Raw genomic sequence first — 20,133 nt, 5'->3', positions numbered from 1 at the left:
CGCCAATGTGGACGTCTGCCCTGTCCAGCTATCCAGATACGCATACCTTATAAGTATCGCAGAGCACAACTGGGGAGTGATACTTGTGAAAGGGTTAATCTTGTGTGCTGGACGTGGGTCGCGACTGCACCCCTTTTCCTATTCGCAACCGAAAACCCTCCTCCCTGTGGCCAATCACCCGGTCTTACACTATTGCATTCGCAAACTGCGTGAAGTGGGCATTCAGGACATTGGCATCGTGATACATCCTTCTCAATCACAGATTCCTCCCATGGTGGGCGATGGTAGTCAATTCGGGGCTACCATTACGTTTATCAGGCAGGAGGTACGACTGGGAATTGCCCATGCTGTCCAGCTAGCGCAACCGTTTTTACAAGCCGAACCGTTTATCTTGCTACTAGGTGATAATTTATTAATGGATTCGCTTCACGGACTTACAAAAGCGTTTACGCAGGGAAAATCTGACGGTGTCGTGATGCTAAGTAAAGTGGAGAGACCACAGGATTATGGGATCGCAGAAGTACAAAAAGGACGACTAATCTCTGTAGAGGAAAAGCCACGTCAGCCAAAGAGCAACCTGGCAGTGATTGGCGCATATCTGTTTACGCCACCTATTTTTGAGTCGATTGCTACCCTGCAGCCATCTCCCCGAGGCGAACTAGAAATAACGGATGCGATTCAATCGATGATTAATCGCGGATTCAAGTTGGCTCACTCCGTCACCAACGGAAAGTATTCGGATGTGGGAACCATTGATCGCTGGCTGGAGGCCAACCAGTGGATGCTTACGAGGGAGCTAGGCAATCAACATCAAATTGGCAAAGGAACCATAGTGAAAAATTCGAAGATTACGGGTCCGGTACTAATCGGTGATGATTGTGTGATTGAAAATTGCCAAATCGGACCGTACGTCTCGATCCAAAATGGCGTAAGCTTGAGAAATTGCTCGTATATCGAAAATAGTATCTTGCTGGAAAACAGCTCGCTGCAAGAAATCGCTTGGAAAATAACAAACAGCGTTTTCGGCCGCTCATCGATGCTGACGGGTCAATCTTCTAACAGTACAGGAGTCTTCATTGTAAGCGACAAATCGTCCATTTGCATTCCGGCTTTCAAGAGGGAGGACGTATGAATCCGACCTTTACTGTAGTTATTCCGACATACAATCGCGCCAAGTTTATTCGCAAAGCCATCAACAGCGTCTTGAATCAAACCTCAAAAGATTGGAAGCTGTTGATCATTGACGATGCGTCCACCGATCACACCAGAAGTAAAATTGAAAAATATATGTACCACCCAAACATTATGTATCATCGAATGGAACAAAATTCTGGAATCGGCAAAGTCATGAATCAGGCATTGTCCATGGTGGATACCCCTTATCTCGTACAACTCGACTCCGATGACTGGTTACCGAAACGAACGCTGTCAGTGCTCAAAAAGTACATTCACAAAAGCAAGAAAAGCACAGCTCTCTTCTATGGCAACATGAACATCTGGAAAGTTAGGAGCGGAAAGTATACCAAAACGATTAAGGTGAAGCATAAGACATTTCATAACAAATACCAGTTTCTGAAGTACAATCGCTGGATGGTTTCTCCACGTTGCTATCGCGTAGAAGCCCTGCACAAAGTGGGTGGTTGGGATACCTCGGATCGATACGAGGGAAGGATTATGGAGGACCGGCGAATCATTTTGCGATTAATTGAAAAGTATCGGGTGAGATACATCAACCAGATCCTGTACAACCGGACGAAGCATAAAGGTCAGCTCACAGACAGCAAAATGAAGTTCCGCCGTAATTATTTGCGAAAAAAAACATTCAAATTTTATCTGAACAGGTGGGGTAAGAAGTACAAGGCCATCTATGGTTACAAGGAAGGTTATTTAGTCATTAAAAGGCTGAAGAAAGTGAGGCGTCGGAGGCGATGAAGAAAGCTCTTGTCACCGGCTGTGCAGGTTTTATTGGGTCTCATTTGACACAGCGCTTGTTGAACGATGGCGTGACAGTCATCGGGATAGACGGGTTTATCGATAACTACGATGTTGCTGCGAAACTGCGTAATCTGGCCGAAATAGGAAAACATCCTGCCTTCACCTTCCACTCTACAACGCTTCAGACTGGGCGCTGGGACGTCTGGCTTGAGAACGTCGATGCTGTTTTCCATCTCGCTGCCTTGCCGGGCGTGAGAAACAGTTGGGGAAAGTCTTTTGCTGAGTACGTTAGCCATAATATTTTGGCTACACAAGAATTGCTGGAGGCTTGCTTGCAAAGACCGAAGCCACCTGTCATCGTGGTTTCGTCCTCTTCCTCGGTTTACGGGACGATGCAGGGGACAGTAACCAATGAAAATGCGCCTCTTCGCCCAGTTTCCCCATATGGTGTGACCAAGGAAGCGATGGAGCAAATCTGCTCCGTTTATGTAAAAGCTTATGGACTCCCGGTTACCATGCTGCGCTACTTTACGGTATACGGTCCCAGACAACGTCCCGATATGGCTTTTCATCGTTTCTTTCGTCAAATGATGAAAGGCGAGCAGGTCGTCATCTATGGGGATGGCCAGCAATCACGAGACTTTACGTATGTGACAGACGCGGTAGAGGCGAATCTGCTCGCTGCACAGCATGCTGTTCCCGGTGACATTTTTAATGTGGGTGGCGATCGGGAAATCAAGCTCATCGATGTGCTATCCATCATGGGTACGTTAATGAATCTGACCCCTCGCATTACGTATCAAAATGGGCCGGCAGGTGACTCCTTACGAACCTGTGCGGATATCCAATTTGCCCAACAACGCTTGGGATACAAGCCAAAAGTGACGCTAGAAGAGGGCCTTCGCCATCAATTAGCAGAGATTCGTTCGCAATCGAAGGGGTAATACCCGTCATCAAGGAGGCCAGTTGCATGCATCGGGTCCTCGTTTATCGCAGAAAGTTTCTTCCCAAGAGTGAAACGTTCATTTACGAGCAATTGCTTGGACATCAAGTGGTCAAACCCGTGGTGTTAACCCGACAGCGAGCCTTTAACCGAAAACAATTTCCTTATTCGCCGGTCTATGTGCGCAAGCATATGGCCGGCCTCTCCACTTGGCTGCGACGAAAAAAATTTAAGTGCCTGCATGCCCGTTTTGGTCCTGCTGGATTAGAATTACTTCCTCATGCACAAAAAAGCAAGCTCCCTCTGATCACTTCCTTTCACGGTTTTGATGCCACCAAGCGCGTCAAAGAAAATCCATTGTACAGAAGGTCCCTCACGCGTCTCTTTCGAAAGGGCCATGCGTTTACAGTCGTGAGCAATCACATGAGAAAGAGATTGATTCATCTGGGCTGTCCCCCATCCAAAATTACCCTTATCCGCTCAGGAATTGATTTACGCAAATTTCCCATGCTGCCGCCACAGCCTGTGGAGAATGGGGAGTACCGATTGCTAAGCGTAGGGAGACTGACTGAAAAAAAGGGTATGGATACGTTAATCAAGGCGTTTACCCACGTGCAAAAAAAACATCCCAAGGCGAAGCTAATCATCGTCGGCGATGGAGAAGAAAAAAAGAAGCTCAAACGACTGATCAAGAAAAACAGGTTAGGCACACAAGTCGTGCTCAAAGGAGCTCTGCCACATCGTGAAGTCCAGCGTGAACTGGCTAAGTGCCATTTGTTCATCATCGCATGTAAGACAGCGAGAAATGGCAACCAAGAGGGGATTCCTAATGTCATCATGGAAGCGATGGCTAGCGGACGCCCTGTCATTTCCACCTATCACGCGGGGATTCCGGAGCTGGTCGAAAACAAAGTGACCGGATATCTGGTTCCGGAGAAATCACCGACTGCACTCGGGAAAATGATAAATCGTGTACTAACAGATAGTCACGAGTGGGCACAGGTCACGACGGAGGCTCGACTGAAAGTAGAAAAAAACCACGATATCCATAAGCAACGGATGAGGCTAGAAGAGCTCTATTTACGTGTGTCGAAAAAATGATGAGGTGAAGGAATGAAAGTTGCAGTTATTGGGACCGGCTACGTAGGTTTGACGACTGCTGTCTCCCTTGCCATAAACGGTCATCAGGTGATCGGTATTGACCTCGTTGCGTCCAAAGTAGAAAAATTGCGGCAAGGGATCTCGCCGATTTACGAGCCAGGCTTAGAAGAGGCATTGAAAAAAGTATTGGATGATGGCTCGCTAGCTTTTTATACGGATCTGACAGAGGCGAAGGACGCAGAGATTTTTTTCATTTGTGTGGGGACACCTGAAGCAGCAGACGGCACAGCCGATTTAACGTATGTACTTGGGTCTGTTTCTGACATGGAAAAGGTCCATTCGCTCGCGCCGAAAGAACGCATCGTGGTAATCAAGAGTACCGTACCAGTCGGAACAGGCGAAAAAGTAGCGGGGATGCTGGCTGGCTGTCAAGGTGTATCTGTTGCATCCAACCCGGAGTTTTTACGGGAAGGGAGTGCATTATTGGACGCATTGGAGCCTTCGCGAATCGTCATTGGTGTAGATAGTCCTCAGGCAGCGGCTCGCATGGAGGAGCTGTACAATGGCGTGAAGGCACCGCGAGTAATCACCACCAGAGCAAACGCGGAGCTGATCAAATACGCTTCGAATGCATTTTTGGCAACCCGAATCTCCTTCATGAATGAGCTAGCACGGTTGAGTACCGCGCTCGGGACGGATATTGTGACGATTGCGCGAGGTATGGGACTGGACAGCCGAATCGGTCCGCAATTTTTACGGGCAGGAGTAGGCTATGGCGGTTCCTGTTTTCCGAAGGATACGATTGCGTTATTGCAGCTCGCAGCAGAGCACAATATTCACTTAAGCATTTTGGATAAAGTGCGAGAGGTGAATGCTACACAACCTGGCTGGTTTTTGGAGCAGTTATGCTTGCAACTCCCTGATCTGAAAGGCAAACAAATTGCCGTTTTGGGGTTGACGTTTAAACCGGATACGGATGACATCCGCGAAGCGCCTTCGCTCAAATTGATAGAATCACTTCTGCAAAAAGGCGCTTCCGTGAAGGCGTTCGATCCGATTGGAGCACCTGGTGTCAGCAAGCAGTTTCCACAGATCACGTACACGCAATCCGCGGCAGAAGCATGCGAGGGAGCACACGCGGCTCTTTTGGTCACAGAATGGGAACAGTGTGTCCAACTGGATTGGAAACAGGTTCATCAAAGCATGGTGCAGCCGCTCTTGGTAGACGGACGAAATGCTTGGCCGAACCAGGAGGTAAAGGAAGCAGGCTTTCACTATATTGGAGTAGGGAGAAGCTGACTTTTCCATCACGGGAAAGCTCGGCTTTTTTTCTGTGGAAAACGTGAAAGCGCCTGATTGATTTGAACCTGTAGGCATAATGCGATAGGATACACATATGGATGATTTGACCAATTCATCTTACATGAATAACGAGGGAGTGATCACGGTGAATAAAAGCAAAACACTGCCGAAACGCAGTGACGTCCCCGCTGAATACAAATGGCGTCTTGAGGACATGTATCCCACTGATAATGATTGGGAAGCGGACGTACAAAAAGTAAAACAGCTCACAGAAAAAATCGCAGCAATGAAAGGCTCTCTAGCTACTTCCGGTAAACAGTTGCTGGCCGTGTTGACTCTGCAAGATGAATTATTGAAGACGCTTGATCAAGTGTACGTCTATGCACGTATGCGTCGAGACGAAGACAATGCGAACAGCAAGTATCAAGGGCTGACTGACAGGGCGACCAGCCTCAGCACGCAAGTATATGGTTCCATTTCGTACATACAGCCAGAGATTTTGGCGATTTCCACGGAAGACTTGCAAACGTGGATCAAAGAAGTAGAAGGTCTTGAGCACTACCGCATTTTGTTGGAAGAGATAACTCGCTTCAAGCCACATACGCTGTCCGCCGAGGAAGAAGCATTGCTGGCAAATATGAGCGAACTTGTGTCTTCTCCTTCCAAAATTTTTGGGATGCTCAACAACGCTGACATGAAATTTCCGATGATCACGGATGAAAATGGCGAAGAAGTCGAGCTGACCAAGGGACGCTATACGCAGTTCATGGAAAGCAAAGATCGACGCGTGCGCAAAGAAGCATTCGAGGCGTTGTACAGCACGTATGGCAAGTTCCGCAATACAATCGCAGCTTCGTTGACATCTGCCATCAAAGGGGATGTTTTCTACGCACGAACGAGAAAATATCCGTCTGCCCTGTACGCAGCCTTGTTTGCCGATAATGTGGAGCTCCCTGTTTACGATAACCTGATTGCAACGATCCATGAGCATCTTCCGCTCATGCACAGATACATTGCTTTGCGCAAAAAATTATTGGGCGTAGATGAATTGCACATGTACGATTTGTACGTGCCAATCGTACCTGAGACGGACATGAAAATCCCGTATGATCAGGCTGTATCAACGATTAAAGAAGCCCTTCATCCTCTGGGTGAGGAGTACGGTCGCATTTTGGAAGAAGGTTTTTCCAACGGTTGGATCGATGTGCATGAAAACGAAGGGAAGACAAGCGGAGCCTATTCATGGGGCGCCTTTACGTCACATCCATTTGTGCTCATGAACTACCATGACAATGTCAACAACATGTTTACGTTGGCGCATGAGATGGGGCATGCCTTGCATAGCTACTATTCCAATCACGCACAGCCTTACACGTATGCCGATTACAAGATTTTCGTAGCAGAAGTGGCTTCCACATTGAACGAAGCACTTCTGATGAATCATTTGCTCGAGACGACGACTGACAAGAAACAGCGCATGTACTTGATTAATCATTACCTGGAGCAGTTCCGTGGAACGGTATTCCGTCAAACCATGTTTGCTGAGTTTGAGAAAATTGTGCACGCAAAAGAAGAGCAGGGAGAGCCGCTGACAGCGGAATCTCTCAGTACCATTTATCGTGAGCTCAATGTTGCCTATCACGGCCCGGATATGGTCGTAGACAGCGAGGTAGATTTGGAATGGGCGCGGATTCCTCATTTCTATCGAGGCTTCTATGTGTATAAGTACGCGACTGGCTTCTCTGCCGCGACGTCTCTTTCCAAGCAGATATTGGAGGAAGGCCAGCCAGCCGTGGATCGTTATTTGCAGTTCCTCAAGGGCGGTAGCTCAGATTATCCGCTCAATCTGCTTAAGGGCGCAGGCGTAGACATGACGTCGCCAACACCGATTGCAGAAGCATTAAGTGTATTCAAGGAATTGCTCGAAGAACTGGAACAACTGATCGAACAATAACAGGGATCAAATCCAAAAGGCAGTTCAAGTCTATGACTTGGCTGCTTTTTTTGTAAATTTTTCTATAAAATCCTCCAATAAAAGGTAACTTTCCCAGTTTTCTTGCGTATTTATTTATGCGCTGGGAGGTGCTGGTCTCCGTCTCGGGGCGGATATGAATTTCCACCCGCTGACTGTTTTGCAGCAGAGGTAAAAACTGGCACAATTACGCCATGAGGAATGATTGTGAAAATTTGGAGGAATTCTTGTGAAAAAACGGGCATCGATTATTCTGGCTTCGGTAATGTTGGTCGCAGCAGGTTGTTCAGCACCAGCACCAGAGGCACCGCAGCAGACAGAGGCAAAGGCGAAGGTAGTAGAGGTTGTAAAGGTACAAAAAGCAACAAAGCCAGTGATGCTCGCGGTCACAGGGATGGTGGAAGCTAAGCGGGAAGCGGTACTGTCGTTTGGTACAGGCGGAACGATCTCAGCGATCTCCGCGACCAAAGGAGCAAAAATCGCGCAAGGTCAGTTATTGGCCACATTGGATACGCGTTACACCCAAAAAGAAATTGCAGCAGCACAGGGGCAAGTAGAGGAAGCAGCAGCGCGGAAAATCAAGACGTTAAAGGGCGCGACAGCAGAAGCACTTGAGCAGAAGCGTTTGCAGGTAAAAAGTGCGCAAGACAGTTTGGATAAAGCAAAGCAGGACCTCGCAACAAGTGAGAAGCTGTTTGCTGGCGGAGCCATTTCGCAAAACGAAATAAATGCAAGTAAACGGGCTGTTACGCAAGCAGAGATTACCCTGCGTGACGCTCAGCTGTCTCTGAATGAGCTGCAAAAAGGAGCGGAACCAGAAGATGTCATGGTCGCCAATGCATCGATTAAAGCCGCTGCCGGCGGTGTAGACCGTGCGAAGAAGAGCTTGGATGATGCGAAAATTCAGTCGCCATTCGCAGGAACAGTCGTGGATGTAAAGCTGCAAATCGGAGAGCAGGCTTCTCCAAGTCAAGAAATTATTCGTATTGTCGACTTGTCTGAAGTTAAAGTAACCTTGGATGTCTCCAATGAATTGATCGGCCAATTCCGTGAGAAAACGAAGGTGCAGGCTTTGGCGGACGATGGTAAGAAAAGTGAAGGAACCATTGTATTTATCTCTCCAGTTGTGAACAAGGATACAGGGAAGTACCGCGTCGAGATCACGATTCCGAATGCAGATGGTTACTGGCGTGGAGGAATGGCCGCAACAATTGAGGTGCCGCGCCAAGTGAATGGCTTCCTCGTGCCGCTGGAAAGTGTCGGCGTGAGTCAAACCGACCATTACGTGATGGCAGTAGAGAATGGACTGACAGTAAAAAAACCAGTGAAGACCGGTCAATTGGTCGGAGACTCCATCGAAATCGTATCTGGAGTGAAAGAAGGCGACCAGCTCCTGCGCAGTGGAATTACATTCTACGTCGAAGGGCAAAAAGTAGAGGCGAAGGGAGAATAGTTGCATGAACAAGATGATTCTCTTTTTGCTGAAAAGACAGCTAATCGTCTACTTGTTTACATTTTTGCTCGTCATTGCAGGCTTGGGGTCCTTATTCAGCTTTAATATCGAACTCGTTCCAAAGACGAACTTCCCTGATATTAACGTAAGAATTTCCGGTGGTGCACTGCCACCAGAAGAGATGGAAGAAAAAGTAACGAAGAAAGTAGAGCAAGAACTAAAATCGATTAATGATATTAAAAAATACTCTTCTTCAACAAGTGCAGGTTTTGTCAGAATCAATGTTTCTGCAAATGAAGGCAAAGGCGAGCAGGTTAAGCAAGATGTACAAAATGCCGTTAACCGTCTCCGAAACGGTTTTCCGAAAGCCGTTGACTCTGTAGATATCTTCCAGAGCAATATGGGTAGCGATCAAATGATTGATTTTGCCGTCGTGGGAGCAGAACCAAAGACCATGCTGAGTTTGGCAAAAACCTCAATCAAGGATCGCATTGAAGAAGTCGAGGGCGTCAAGGAAGTAATCGTAGAAGAGAAAAGCTTCGAGAATAAAATTACCATTTCCTTTTTGCCACAGCGATTGAATGCCTATCAAACAACGCCAGCGGCTATCATTTCACAGCTTCAGGATACAAACTGGAAGCAAGGGATTGGTACACTGGAGAACACGGGATTTGATACGGTTGTCATGATTGACAATACTTATCAGACTCCACAGGAAATAGAGGCTCTGCCAATTGATACACCGAGAGGAACCGTTTCTCTGAATCAACTGGCACAAATTGAAGATTTGCGTGGAAAAGTAAAAGACTTCGTCGCCCTGACAAACGGTTCTGTGTTTATTCAACTCAGCGTGACGCGGGCAGACGGTTATGACTTGATCACGACACAAAAGAATGTAGAAGAAGTCGTTCGCAAAATTAACACAGAAGCAAACGGCAAATACAACATCAAAGTCATGTTCGAAGGAGCTTCCTTTGTCGAGCATGCCGTGAGCAACCTCAGCCGGGATGTCATGATTGGTGGGGCGCTTGCGATCATCATCTTGTTCGTCTTCCTTCGCAACTGGAGGGTCACACTCGTTATCGCTACGACGCTGCCGCTCTCTGCGTTGATGACGTTCATCGCGATGAAACTCGCAGGCTACAACATCGATATGATCAGCTTGCTGTCACTTAGCTTGTCAGTCGGCTTGATCGTCGATGCCGCCATCGTCGTATTGGAAAGTATCTATCACTACAGGGAAAAGGGCGAAGAGCTGAAGCAGGCAATTATTAAAGGAACGAGAGAAGTTTTGACACCTGTGTTCACTTCGCAGCTCACGATCATCATCGTCTTTTTGCCACTTGTCTTTGCCGATTTTGAAGATTGGCTGAAACCGGTTTTAGCCACAATCGCTTTTACAGTATCCGCTGCCATTATTGCATCAACGATCGCTGCTTTCTTCTTCGTTCCCGTGTTTTCCAATCGCTTCTTGCAGAAGGATAAGCACGTTTCACTAGAAGGAGAAGGCAAGGAACACTTTATCATTCGTGTATTCAGCGGTATTTTACATGTAGCGATTAGACATCGAATGAAAACAATTTTACTCGCATTAGCATTGCTGGTTGGTTCTGCTTTCCTCACACCTTTTATGAAAATGGGTCAAGGAATTAACCCAAATGAAAATATCGTCTTTGTCACTATGAAAATGCCAATCGGTACTACGTTGGAAACAGCCCAAAAAGCAGCCATCACCGCGGAAACATCTATGCGGGAGATCCCGGAAATCAAAGATGTATTCTTCTTCACTTCCAAGGAAGAAGCAACATTGTTCATTTCCTTAATTCCGAAGACGGAGAGAACACGTGAAAAGGACGCTTTGAATGAAGATATTAACAAGCGCCTGAATGCGACCCCAGGAATCGATTCCGTCTCCATGTCTTTCGGACAACAAGGGGGAAGCGGCCCGATCCAACTGGATGTTTACGGGGATGACATGGAAGTCATGCGGAAGATCGCAACCGATCTAGAAGTGATGCTTGGCACGATCAACGGGCTCACCAACATTCGCAACGATTTTAAAGAAGGAAAAGAAAAAGTTACGTTGCTGCCAAAACAAGAAGCGCTTACCAGACTGAATGTAGATCACCGTTCCCTTTTGCAACAACTGAGCGTGTTAATTGGCAGCCAACCAATTACGTCCATCACACAAGATGGAATCGAAATAGACGTCGTTGCGAAGATGCCGGACAACTGGCTGAAGCACCCGGATCAGCTCAAAACGATTATGGTGACATCGAAAGACGGGGCAGCAGTGCCTTTGGCAGATCTGGTAGATATGGAGTACAGTAAGTCTCCGATCACGATTGAGCGTAAAGAAGGCGAACGTATCGTGTCGGTTTCTGCTGAGATGCTGGGAAGTGATTTAGGCCCAGTAGGCCGTGAGATTAATGAGAAATTGCCAAACGTGATTGTACCAGCAGGATATAAGGTGGAAATTGCCGGTAAGCTAAAAGAGCAAAGCACGAATATAAACCAGGGGATCTTCGTATTCTTGGGGGTTCTGGCTCTGATTTACGTCATTATGGTTGCCCAGTTCGGGCGGATGTCCCAACCGTTTATCATCATGCTGACGATTCCAATGGCCTTGGTCGGTGTTGTGCTTGGATTCGTCCTTACGCAGCGGACATTCGGTGAAATGGCGATGATCGGGATTATCATGCTTGTCGGTATCGTCGTATCCAATGCGATCCTCTTGATCGACAGGATCAACCTGTTGCGTAAACGTGGAATGGAAACCGCAGAGGCGATCATCCAAGGAACGAAAGAACGTATTCGTCCCGTTATCATGACGAAGTTGACGGCGATTCTCGGGATGCTACCGATGGGTCTTGCAATGGCGGAAGGCTCTGATTTGGAAGCTCCACTCGCAACAGCCGTAATCTCCGGCTTGATTTTCCACACAATCGTGACACTGGTGCTCGTTCCAGTTCTGTACTCCCTGTTTGAGGGGGCGAAGGCAAGAAGACTGGAGCGCAAAGAGGCTCGCCAGGCGAAGCGCGAAGCGAAACGAGAAGCAAAACAAAATAAAGATAAGAACGTACCTCCGACAGAGGTATAGCGATTCGCAAGAGAAGGGGAGTATGTGCTGTACCCCTTCTCTTTTGCTTTTCCTTCGTCTGAAAGTTCTGTAGAATAAAGAGATCAAGATACATACAAAAGTGAACCATGAAAGGAGCATGCACATGGATCTATATTTGCAAGGAAAAACGGCTCTAGTACTCGCCTCATCAAAAGGATTGGGGAAGGCAACAGCGCAGTGCCTCGCCCAAGAAGGAGCGAATGTCACGATATGTGGTAGAGATGAAGCTGCTCTGGAAATCGTTCGTGCTGAGATCGAACAGGCTACTGGAAAATCACCTCTAGCCGTAACAGTGGATGTGACAAAGGAAGAAGACATAAAGCGAGTTGTCGAAGCAACGGTCAAGCATTTTGGCAGCGTCGATATTTTAATCAACAATTCAGGAGGGCCAGCGACAGGCAGATTCGATCAGCTCACCGACGAACAGTGGATGCAAGCCTTCCAGTTAAATTTGCTCAGCTATGTACGAGCCATTCGTGCTGTTTTGCCGCATATGCGAGCGAACCAATTTGGAAGAATCATCAACTTCGCTTCTTCGTCCTTTAAACAGCCGATTGAGAATTTGCTCTTGTCCAATACGTTTCGTACAGGGGTATTGGGCCTATCCAAGACGCTTTCCTCAGAACTCGGACCAGATGGGATTCTGATTAATACCATCGGGCCTGGCAGAATTGCGACGGATCGTGTGGCACAATTGGATGGGCTTACCGCAGAGGCGAAGCGCATCAGTGCAGATGAAGTAAGAGAAAATTGGGAGAAGCAAATCCCATTGGGCAGATACGGTCAGCCTGACGAGTTTGCTCGCATGGTGACGTTCTTGGCTTCGCCAGCAAACAGCTACGTGACAGGTCAATCCTTCCTCGTCGATGGTGGCTTGATCCGTGCGATCTAATAAAAGAGAGGAGAATTTCTTTGAGTAAAGAGAGCTCATTTGATATCGTGTCCAAAGTAGAGTTGTCCGAAGTGAACAATGCGATTCAGACCGCATTAAAAGAAATAGAAAATCGCTTTGACTTCAAAGGGAGCAAGAGCAGCATCTCCTTGGAAAAGGAAGAGCTCGTTCTCGTCTCCGATGACGATTTCAAGCTCAGTCAGGTAAAAGACATTTTACTTGGGAAGCTTGTCAAACGGGATGTCCCGATCAAAAACCTCGACTACGGCAAAATTGAACCGGCAGCGGGTGGTACTGTCCGTCAGCGTGTCAAGCTAGTGCAGGGGATCGACAAAGACAATGCGAAAAAGATCAACAGCATCATCAAAGATACAGGGGTCAAAGTAAAAACACAGATTCAAGACGATCAGATTCGCGTGACGGGAAAAAGCAAAGATGAATTACAGCAAATCATTAACGCAATTCGCAAGGCTGATCTGCCATTGGAAGTACAATTTATTAACTATCGTTAACTACTAGAAAAGTTTTTGCTTCTAACTCTCTTCACTCTCGCATATGCATGTACAAATAAGTGACAAGCACTTGCGAAAGGGAGAGTAGAGACATGAAGGTCTTTATTATCAGTATGCGCAATCTCATTTTGGGCGGAATCGTTTTTCTTGTAGTACTAGTGGCGGGAATCGTACTTTTGGTCAAAGACCCTCTGAGCGTCTCTGACTCTTATCGACCGTCAGATCCAACTACTTCTGTTACAGCGACGGCACCCATGAACCAGCCAGCAGGGTCAGAAAAGCCAGCGCTGAATATGGAGGTCAAGATGGATGGGACGACGGCAGAAGTATCCTTGCTTACGGAGAACTTCACGTTTGTTCAGGACAATGGAGAATTGGCAGAGGCACCAGTCTTTGGTGAGGGGCACGCACATTTATACCTGAATGGCGAGCCAAAAGGGATGATTTATCAACCAGAATTTTTACTGAAAAAGTTGCCCAAGGGAGAGCATGAAATTCGGGTAGAGCTCAACTACAGCAACCACCTGCCATACAAGGTAGAGGTTACGAAAAAAATCGTCGTGCAGTAAAGTAGATGGCGTTCCACAACAGGGACGCTTTCTTTTTTCGTCAAAAGAAAGGAGCGTTCATGCAATGTCAAAATCGTCATCGTCGAAAGAAGAATTATTAGCGGGCGGAAACGTCACGAACGTTTACCGTTCTGGCCATACAGTTAGAAGGGAAGTAAAGCCAGGAAGCAAGAACATCCATGATTTATTGAAGCACTTGGAAAGAAAAGGATATCCGAATGCGCCGAAATTTTTAGGCATGGATGAAAAGGGGAGAGAAATCCTGTCCTTTATTGAAGGAGAGGCAGGTCATTATCCTTGGAAGGAATATATGCATGCAAACGAAGCGTTACAAGAAATTGCGAAAATGCTTCGGCTTTATCATGATTCTGTGAGTGATTTTCCTTTCGATGATCAGTGGCATTCGTTGGATCACACTCCTGGCCCGCGTGAGATCATCTGTCATAACGACTTTGCTATGTACAATATCATTTTCCATCAAGAAGTACCGATTGGCATTATCGATTTTGATTTAGCGGCTCCGGGTCCAAGACTTTGGGATATCGCCTATACGCTCTATACCTGCGTGCCTTTGAGTAGATTTTCTTTAACGGAATCTGGAGAAAGAATCCATTACCAACCACTGCTGCATGCCAATCAGCGAAAACAGCGAGTGGCCATGTTTTTTGAATCGTACGGGATGGAAATGAAGGAAGGTACGCTAGAAATGGTCTTGCTTCGTTTAGAAGGACTATGCAAAACCATTGCCAGAAAAGCCAGTGAAGGCGATGCTGCTTTTCAAAAGATGGTCGAAGAAGGTCATATTCTTCACTATCAAGAGGACATTGCCTTTATCAAGGAACACAAGAACGAATGGGTATAGGACGATAATGGAAAAAGAAGGGATTGTGGCGTAAAAGAAGAATCATACAGAATAGTCTGAATGTTTTGGGGGTGCTTGTATGATTCATATGACCACAATCGGCAATATGTTAGACGACACAACCAGTAAATATCAGGAAAAGGAAGCGCTGGTTTATCACGAACGAGGGCTCCGTTATACGTTTGGGGAATTTCAAGCGATATGCAATCAGGCAGCGCGGGGATTTATGTCTCTTGGCATTCAAAAAGGGGACAATATCGCGATTTGGGCAACCAATGTTCCAGAATGGGTGATTTCCCAGTTTGCTACGGCGAAAATGGGCGGTGTACTGGTAACGGTCAATACGAGCTACCGGGTACATGAACTGGAATATTTGTTGCGTCAATCCGAGTCGACGACGCTTCTCTTAATGGATTCTTATCGCGATGCGAATTATCTCGCCATGATTCAAGAGATTTGCCCAGAGTTACAGACGTGTGATCCAGGAGCGCTACAATCTAAAAGGCTTCCGCATTTAAAAAATGTGATCTATCTAGGGAATGAGCGACAACCCGGAATGTTTTTGTGGAGTGATTTACTCGAACGTGCTGTATTGGTCACGGAAGAAGAGCGGATCGCGCGTCAGGCGACGCTCTCCCCTGATGATGTCATCAATATGCAGTACACATCGGGGACGACTGGTTTTCCAAAGGGAGTCATGCTGTCACATGTCAATATCGTCAACAATGCGGTCAAGGTAGCGGAATGTCAGCGGCTCGGGTCAGAGGATAAGGTGTGCATTCCTGTTCCGTTTTTCCACTGCTTTGGCTGTGTGATGGGGACCTTGGCATGTGTAGCAACTGGTGCGACGATGGTTCCTGTCATCGCCTTTGATCCCGGTATGGTACTTGCGGTTGTGGAGGCTGAACGCTGCACAGCATTGTACGGTGTACCCACCATGTTTATTGCCGAGCTGAACCATCCGACGTTTGCCCAGCGTGACCTGAGCTCGCTGCGAACAGGCATCATGGCTGGTTCTTTATGCCCGATTGAGGTTATGAAGAAGGTCGTCGATCAAATGGGAATCCGTGACATTACGATTGCGTACGGACAAACCGAAGCTTCTCCCGTCATCACACAGACTGTGCCAGAGGATTCCCTCGAGCGAAAAGTATCCACTGTCGGTCGTCTCCATGCAGAGGTAGAAGCAAAAATCATCGATCCGGCGACAGGTGACATTTTGCCGCCAGGTGTACAAGGCGAGCTGTGCACCCGAGGATATTTGGTCATGAAAGGCTATTACAACATGCCAGAGGAGACAGTGAAAGCGATCGATCAGGAAGGCTGGCTACATACCGGAGACTTGGCAACCGTCGATGAAGAAGGCTACTATCGGATTACAGGCAGGCTCAAGGATATGATCATTCGCGGAGGGGAAAATATTTATCCTCGTGAAGTGGAAGAATTCCTCTATACACATCCAAAAGTGCTGGATGTCCAGATTGTAGGTGTACCTGATGCTAAATACGGCGAGCAGGTATTGGCGTGCATTCGGGTAAAGCCTCACGAAACGTTGACGGAGGATGAGGTACGGGACTATTGCGAAGGGAAGATCGCTCATTACAAAATCCCTCGCTACATACAGTTTGTAGACGAATATCCGATGACCGCTTCCGGTAAAATTCAAAAGTTCAAGCTGCGGGAGCAAGCACTGGAGCTGTTTGGGCAAAGCAACCCCAATCAGACGGGAACTGCATAGGAAGAGGTTCATAGGCCAGGGAGACGCTCCTGGTCTGTTTTTTTAGATAGTTCTTTACTTTCTAGCAACTCTTGACTAAGATAAGTGGAAATTAAAAATGGGAGAGGTGCAGCTTAGAATGGAAGTTCGCTTTTTGGTACCAGATGATGCAGATGAGCTCATTAAAATTAGACTGGAAGGGCTACAAACTGATCCAGATGCATTCGGCTCTACCTATGAAGAGGAAATTCAAATGCCTGGGGAAGAGTGGCTGAGAAGACTTTCGCAAGGAGAGGCGGGGGATAGCGGCTATTTTGGAGCTTTTGTGGAAGGACATCTGGCTGGCATCATCGGTTTTTTCCGCCATCGAGGGATGAAAGCAAGACACAAAGCATCTATCGTCTCTATGTACGTGCGTGAAGCTTATCGGGGGACGGGTGTCGCGCAAGCACTCATGCAGACCGAGCTCGCGTATTTGAAGAAGCGGGGAGATATTGATACGGTACAGCTCGCTGTCGTCACGACCAATCCGGGTGCCATTCGTCTCTATGAAAAAATGGGTTTTCTCCCATACGGTTTAGAGAAGCGGGCACTGAAAATCGGCGATCAATACTTTGATGAGAACCACATGTATATTCATCTATAGGACAAACATAGAAAAAGCGAAGGGACACAATAGTGGATGCCTTCGTTTTTTCTATGCGCTACGCTATGGATGATAAATTAACGACTTGCTTCGTATGCAGTGATCTTATCTTCATACTGCAACGTGATTCCAATATCGTCGAGACCATTCAGCAGGCAGTAACGACGATAGGAGTCTACCTCGAACGGATAGGAGAGACCTTCACTGTCACGAACGACTTGTTCTTGCAGATCGATGGTCAGCTGGTAGTTCGGCTTGTTTTGAGCACGATTGAACAGCTCATCGACTTGCTCTTCACTCAACTTGATCGGCAGGATGCCGTTTTTGAAGCAGTTGTTGTAAAAAATGTCCGCAAAGGATGGAGCAATCACACAGCGGAAGCCATAATCAAGGAGAGCCCATGGGGCATGCTCACGAGAGGAGCCGCAGCCAAAATTGTTGCGGGCAAGAAGGACCGTAGACTCCTTGTACGCAGGCGTATTCAGAATGAACGTATCGATTGGCGCACCATCGACAGTAAAGCGCCATTCGTAGAACAGGAATTGACCAAAACCGCTACGCTCAATGCGCTTCAAGAACTGCTTAGGGATAATTGCGTCGGTATCTACGTTTACACGATCGAGTGGGGCTACCGCTCCGGTGTGGATGACAAATGGATTCATTGGAATACCTCCTTGCTAGCGTTCTCGCTTTTCCATTCACGTACGTCGACGAAGTGGCCTGCGATAGCTGCTGCTGCTGCCATTTCCGGGCTAACCAGATGCGTTCTTCCGCCGCGTCCTTGACGTCCTTCGAAGTTCCGGTTGGAGGTAGAAGCACAACGCTCACCCTCGGAAAGGATATCTGGATTCATCGCCAGACACATGGAACAACCAGATTCGCGCCAGTCAAAGCCAGCTTCTTGGAAAATGAGGTGCAAGCCTTCTTGCTCAGCGAGCTGTTTAACTGCCTGAGAGCCAGGAACGACCATCGCGTGTACGGAAGGGGAGACCTTGCGTCCTTTTGCCACCTCGGCTGCTTTGCGCAAGTCCTCGATCCGACCGTTTGTACAGGAGCCGATAAACACGCGATCGATTTTGATTTCGCTCATAGGAGTGCCAGGTGCAAGGTCCATGTACGCCAGAGCATCTTGTGCCGCTTTGCGCTGTGCGACTGTCTCGAATGACTCAGGGTTTGGAACGGTGTTTGTAATGTTCGTACCCATACCAGGGCTCGTTCCCCAGGTAACTTGCGGTGCGATCTCGGCTGCCTCGATTTCTACACAGGCATCAAACGCAGCGCCTTCGTCCGTGCACAGCTCTTTCCAAGCCTCGACAGCTGAAAGGAAGTCTTCCCCTTGTGGAACGTAACGTTTGCCTTTCAAGTAGTCAAAAGTAGTCTCGTCAGGAGCGATTAAGCCAGCACGAGCGCCACCCTCAATCGTCATGTTGCACACAGTCATGCGTTCTTCCATAGTTAGGTTGCGGATCGCAGCGCCTGTGTATTCTACGACGTAACCAGTTGCAAAATCAGTTCCGTATTTTGCGATAATCGCCAAAATTAAATCTTTTGCACTGACACCGAATGGCAGGTCGCCATTTACGCGTACTTCCATCGTTTTTGGTTTGGATTGCTGCAAGCATTGCGTTGCGAGTACATGCTCCACTTCACTGGTACCAATACCGAAGGCGAGGGCACCGAATGCTCCGTGAGTGGAGGTGTGGCTGTCACCGCAGACGATTGTTTTACCTGGATGCGTGAGCCCGAGCTCAGGACCAATGACGTGGACGATCCCTTGATCTGGGCTGTTCAGATCCGCGAGTGTAATCCCGAATTCCTCACAGTTCGCCGTCAAGGTTTCCATTTGTTGACGAGAAATCGGGTCTTTGACATTGAAACGGTCAGCAGTCGGTACGTTGTGGTCCATGGTTGCGAAGGTAAGCTCTGGACGGCGGACTTTGCGGCCAGCCAAGCGGAGTCCTTCAAAAGCTTGCGGCGAAGTCACCTCGTGAACCAGGTGCAGGTCGATATACAAAAGGCTCGGCTTGCCTGCCTCTTCGTGAATAACGTGATTGTCCCAAATCTTTTCAAACATCGTACGGGCTGTCATCATGTTTTCCTCCTTCGATCAAAAAACTCTTAACAAGGTTGTAACATGGCAAAGAGAATAGTTCAAAGATATAATAATTATAAGAAGGATAGTTTTTGCCTATCGGGAGGTCTATATGGAGTTACGACAAATTCGTTATGTACTTGCTGTTGCGGAAGAACGCAGTTTTTCTCGGGCAGCCAATCGATTACATTTGGCCCAACCTTCGTTGAGCCAGCAAATTGCAAAGCTGGAGAAAATACTCGGTGTCAGCTTGTTCCATCGCTTGCCGCAGCACGTAGAACTGACTGATGCGGGCCAGCGCTTCATACAGGTGGCGCAAACGCTCGTCGACATGTCAGAGGGTCTAGAGAGGGAAATGCGAGCTTATGCCATAGGAGAAAGCGGCAAATTGCTAGTAGGAAGTCTACCGATTACAGGGGCGTACGTGCTGCCAAGGGTGTTGCCTACGTTTACACAGCAATTTCCCGGTGTCGAGCTGCAATTGATGGAGGAAACGTCGAGTCATTTGGAGCAGCTACTTGTGCGGGGGAAAATTGATGTAAGCCTACTAACGATGCCCATCAGTGATCCGTCTCTGGAAATCATCCCCGCGATCAATGAAGAAATCTTTTTAGCGGTACCGGCCAATCATCCGCTCGCGAAACGAAAAGAAGTCGATCTCGCAGAGGTAGCTGATCAGCCTTTTATCCTGTTAAAAGAAGGACAAGGCTTCCGCACGATTTCGCTCCGGCTCTGTGAGCAGGCGGGATTCCGACCGCGAATCGTGTTTGAGAGCTCGAACATCCAGACAGCTCAGTCACTTGTTGCAGCAGGTATGGGGTTGTCGTTTGCTCCGAAAATGATTACGCTCGCACCTGGAACAATTGAACCACCAACTTATGTGCGCATAAAAACCAAGCCATCTCGGACTCTTGTGGTGGCATATCGAAAAGACAAGCCCTTGTCTCGTCCGGCAGAGGCATTTGTTCAATGTCTCATCGAGCAGGGTGGCAAAATATAAAGGCAAACAAGAAACC

The 20,133-nt window shown here is 47.6% G+C and carries 17 protein-coding genes; 15 read left to right on the top strand and 2 right to left on the bottom strand.

Annotated features, from left to right (window positions below; genetic code table 11):
* The first annotated feature begins 85 nt into the window (after positions 1-85).
* The 14 genes from HPY28_RS02695 (at position 86) to HPY28_RS02630 (ending at position 17,025) form a co-directional block, all read left to right on the top strand.
* A complete protein-coding gene (locus HPY28_RS02695) occupies positions 86-1,132 on the top strand; it encodes a glucose-1-phosphate thymidylyltransferase (protein ID WP_174230047.1) in 1,047 nt (348 codons plus the stop codon).
* On the top strand, positions 1,129-1,932 hold the full coding sequence (locus tag HPY28_RS02690; protein WP_017248160.1) for a glycosyltransferase family 2 protein: 804 nt from the start codon (positions 1,129-1,131) through the stop codon (positions 1,930-1,932). Before HPY28_RS02695 ends, HPY28_RS02690 begins: the two co-directional genes overlap by 4 nt.
* The gene (locus HPY28_RS02685; RefSeq protein ID WP_174230046.1) at positions 1,929-2,879 is read left to right on the top strand and encodes an NAD-dependent epimerase/dehydratase family protein; all 951 of its coding nucleotides are present in this window, start codon (positions 1,929-1,931) and stop codon (positions 2,877-2,879) included. The genes HPY28_RS02690 and HPY28_RS02685 overlap by 4 nt, the downstream gene beginning before the upstream one ends.
* Positions 2,880-2,905: 26 nt before the next feature.
* A complete protein-coding gene (locus HPY28_RS02680) occupies positions 2,906-3,979 on the top strand; it encodes a glycosyltransferase (RefSeq protein ID WP_017248162.1) in 1,074 nt (357 codons plus the stop codon).
* A 12-nt stretch (positions 3,980-3,991) separates the two neighbouring features.
* Positions 3,992-5,278 (top strand): UDP-glucose dehydrogenase family protein, encoded by a 1,287-nt coding sequence (locus HPY28_RS02675; RefSeq protein WP_174230045.1) that lies wholly within the window; start codon positions 3,992-3,994, stop codon positions 5,276-5,278.
* Positions 5,279-5,375: 97 nt separating this feature from the next.
* The gene (gene pepF / locus HPY28_RS02670; RefSeq protein WP_174230044.1) at positions 5,376-7,235 is read left to right on the top strand and encodes an oligoendopeptidase F; all 1,860 of its coding nucleotides are present in this window, start codon (positions 5,376-5,378) and stop codon (positions 7,233-7,235) included.
* A 247-nt stretch (positions 7,236-7,482) separates the two neighbouring features.
* Positions 7,483-8,706, top strand: a complete 1,224-nt coding sequence (locus HPY28_RS02665) for an efflux RND transporter periplasmic adaptor subunit (protein WP_174230043.1) — start codon at positions 7,483-7,485, stop codon at positions 8,704-8,706.
* A gap of 4 nt (positions 8,707-8,710) precedes the next feature.
* Positions 8,711-11,806: an efflux RND transporter permease subunit gene (locus tag HPY28_RS02660; RefSeq protein ID WP_173621621.1), complete on the top strand. Its 3,096-nt coding sequence runs from the start codon at positions 8,711-8,713 to the stop codon at positions 11,804-11,806.
* 124 nt (positions 11,807-11,930) lie between these two features.
* Positions 11,931-12,719, top strand: a complete 789-nt coding sequence (locus HPY28_RS02655; protein WP_173621622.1) for an SDR family oxidoreductase — start codon at positions 11,931-11,933, stop codon at positions 12,717-12,719.
* Between the two features lie 20 nt (positions 12,720-12,739).
* The gene (locus HPY28_RS02650; RefSeq protein WP_069845290.1) at positions 12,740-13,231 is read left to right on the top strand and encodes a YajQ family cyclic di-GMP-binding protein; all 492 of its coding nucleotides are present in this window, start codon (positions 12,740-12,742) and stop codon (positions 13,229-13,231) included.
* 92 nt (positions 13,232-13,323) lie between these two features.
* Positions 13,324-13,800 carry a hypothetical protein gene (locus HPY28_RS02645; protein ID WP_017248169.1) on the top strand — a complete coding sequence of 159 codons (477 nt, stop codon included), beginning with the start codon at positions 13,324-13,326 and terminating at the stop codon, positions 13,798-13,800.
* Between the two features lie 64 nt (positions 13,801-13,864).
* On the top strand, positions 13,865-14,662 hold the full coding sequence (locus HPY28_RS02640; RefSeq protein WP_174230042.1) for a phosphotransferase: 798 nt from the start codon (positions 13,865-13,867) through the stop codon (positions 14,660-14,662).
* Positions 14,663-14,741: 79 nt separating this feature from the next.
* The gene (locus tag HPY28_RS02635) at positions 14,742-16,400 is read left to right on the top strand and encodes an AMP-binding protein (protein WP_174230041.1); all 1,659 of its coding nucleotides are present in this window, start codon (positions 14,742-14,744) and stop codon (positions 16,398-16,400) included.
* Positions 16,401-16,518: 118 nt separating this feature from the next.
* Positions 16,519-17,025: a GNAT family N-acetyltransferase gene (locus HPY28_RS02630; RefSeq protein WP_174230040.1), complete on the top strand. Its 507-nt coding sequence runs from the start codon at positions 16,519-16,521 to the stop codon at positions 17,023-17,025.
* 77 nt (positions 17,026-17,102) lie between these two features.
* Here HPY28_RS02630 and leuD read toward each other — a convergent pair whose 3' ends face one another.
* Both leuD and leuC read right to left on the bottom strand, forming a co-directional pair.
* A complete protein-coding gene (gene leuD / locus HPY28_RS02625) occupies positions 17,103-17,687 on the bottom strand; it encodes a 3-isopropylmalate dehydratase small subunit (RefSeq protein WP_017248173.1) in 585 nt (194 codons plus the stop codon).
* Positions 17,684-19,114, bottom strand: coding sequence for a 3-isopropylmalate dehydratase large subunit (gene leuC / locus HPY28_RS02620; RefSeq protein ID WP_174230169.1), 1,431 nt, complete (start codon positions 19,112-19,114; stop codon positions 17,684-17,686). The genes leuD and leuC overlap by 4 nt, the downstream gene beginning before the upstream one ends.
* 115 nt (positions 19,115-19,229) lie before the next feature.
* Between leuC and HPY28_RS02615 the strand changes: the two genes are divergently transcribed.
* Positions 19,230-20,117, top strand: coding sequence for a LysR family transcriptional regulator (locus HPY28_RS02615; protein ID WP_017248175.1), 888 nt, complete (start codon positions 19,230-19,232; stop codon positions 20,115-20,117).
* The last annotated feature ends 16 nt before the right edge of the window (positions 20,118-20,133 follow it).

This window comes from Brevibacillus sp. HB1.2 (genome assembly GCF_013332495.1).
Taxonomy (GTDB): Bacteria; Bacillota; Bacilli; order Brevibacillales; family Brevibacillaceae; genus Brevibacillus; species Brevibacillus porteri.
The sequence above is the reverse complement of the archived record's forward strand: the minus strand, read 5'-3'. Positions and strand labels throughout refer to the sequence as shown.

Excerpts from the sequence above, each read along its gene's own strand:
- HPY28_RS02690 (WP_017248160.1), top strand. The coding sequence starts at position 1,129 with ATGAATCCGACCTTTACTGTAGTTATTCCGACATACAATCGCGCCAAG.
- HPY28_RS02685 (WP_174230046.1), top strand. The coding sequence starts at position 1,929 with ATGAAGAAAGCTCTTGTCACCGGCTGTGCAGGTTTTATTGGGTCTCAT.
- HPY28_RS02680 (WP_017248162.1), top strand. The coding sequence starts at position 2,906 with ATGCATCGGGTCCTCGTTTATCGCAGAAAGTTTCTTCCCAAGAGTGAA.
- HPY28_RS02675 (WP_174230045.1), top strand. The coding sequence starts at position 3,992 with ATGAAAGTTGCAGTTATTGGGACCGGCTACGTAGGTTTGACGACTGCT.
- pepF (WP_174230044.1), top strand. The coding sequence starts at position 5,376 with ATGGATGATTTGACCAATTCATCTTACATGAATAACGAGGGAGTGATC.
- HPY28_RS02660 (WP_173621621.1), top strand. The coding sequence starts at position 8,711 with ATGAACAAGATGATTCTCTTTTTGCTGAAAAGACAGCTAATCGTCTAC.
- HPY28_RS02655 (WP_173621622.1), top strand. The coding sequence starts at position 11,931 with ATGGATCTATATTTGCAAGGAAAAACGGCTCTAGTACTCGCCTCATCA.
- HPY28_RS02645 (WP_017248169.1), top strand. The coding sequence starts at position 13,324 with ATGAAGGTCTTTATTATCAGTATGCGCAATCTCATTTTGGGCGGAATC.
- HPY28_RS02640 (WP_174230042.1), top strand. The coding sequence starts at position 13,865 with ATGTCAAAATCGTCATCGTCGAAAGAAGAATTATTAGCGGGCGGAAAC.
- HPY28_RS02635 (WP_174230041.1), top strand. The coding sequence starts at position 14,742 with ATGATTCATATGACCACAATCGGCAATATGTTAGACGACACAACCAGT.
- HPY28_RS02630 (WP_174230040.1), top strand. The coding sequence starts at position 16,519 with ATGGAAGTTCGCTTTTTGGTACCAGATGATGCAGATGAGCTCATTAAA.
- leuD (WP_017248173.1), bottom strand. The coding sequence starts at position 17,687 with ATGAATCCATTTGTCATCCACACCGGAGCGGTAGCCCCACTCGATCGT.
- leuC (WP_174230169.1), bottom strand. The coding sequence starts at position 19,114 with ATGACAGCCCGTACGATGTTTGAAAAGATTTGGGACAATCACGTTATT.
- HPY28_RS02615 (WP_017248175.1), top strand. The coding sequence starts at position 19,230 with ATGGAGTTACGACAAATTCGTTATGTACTTGCTGTTGCGGAAGAACGC.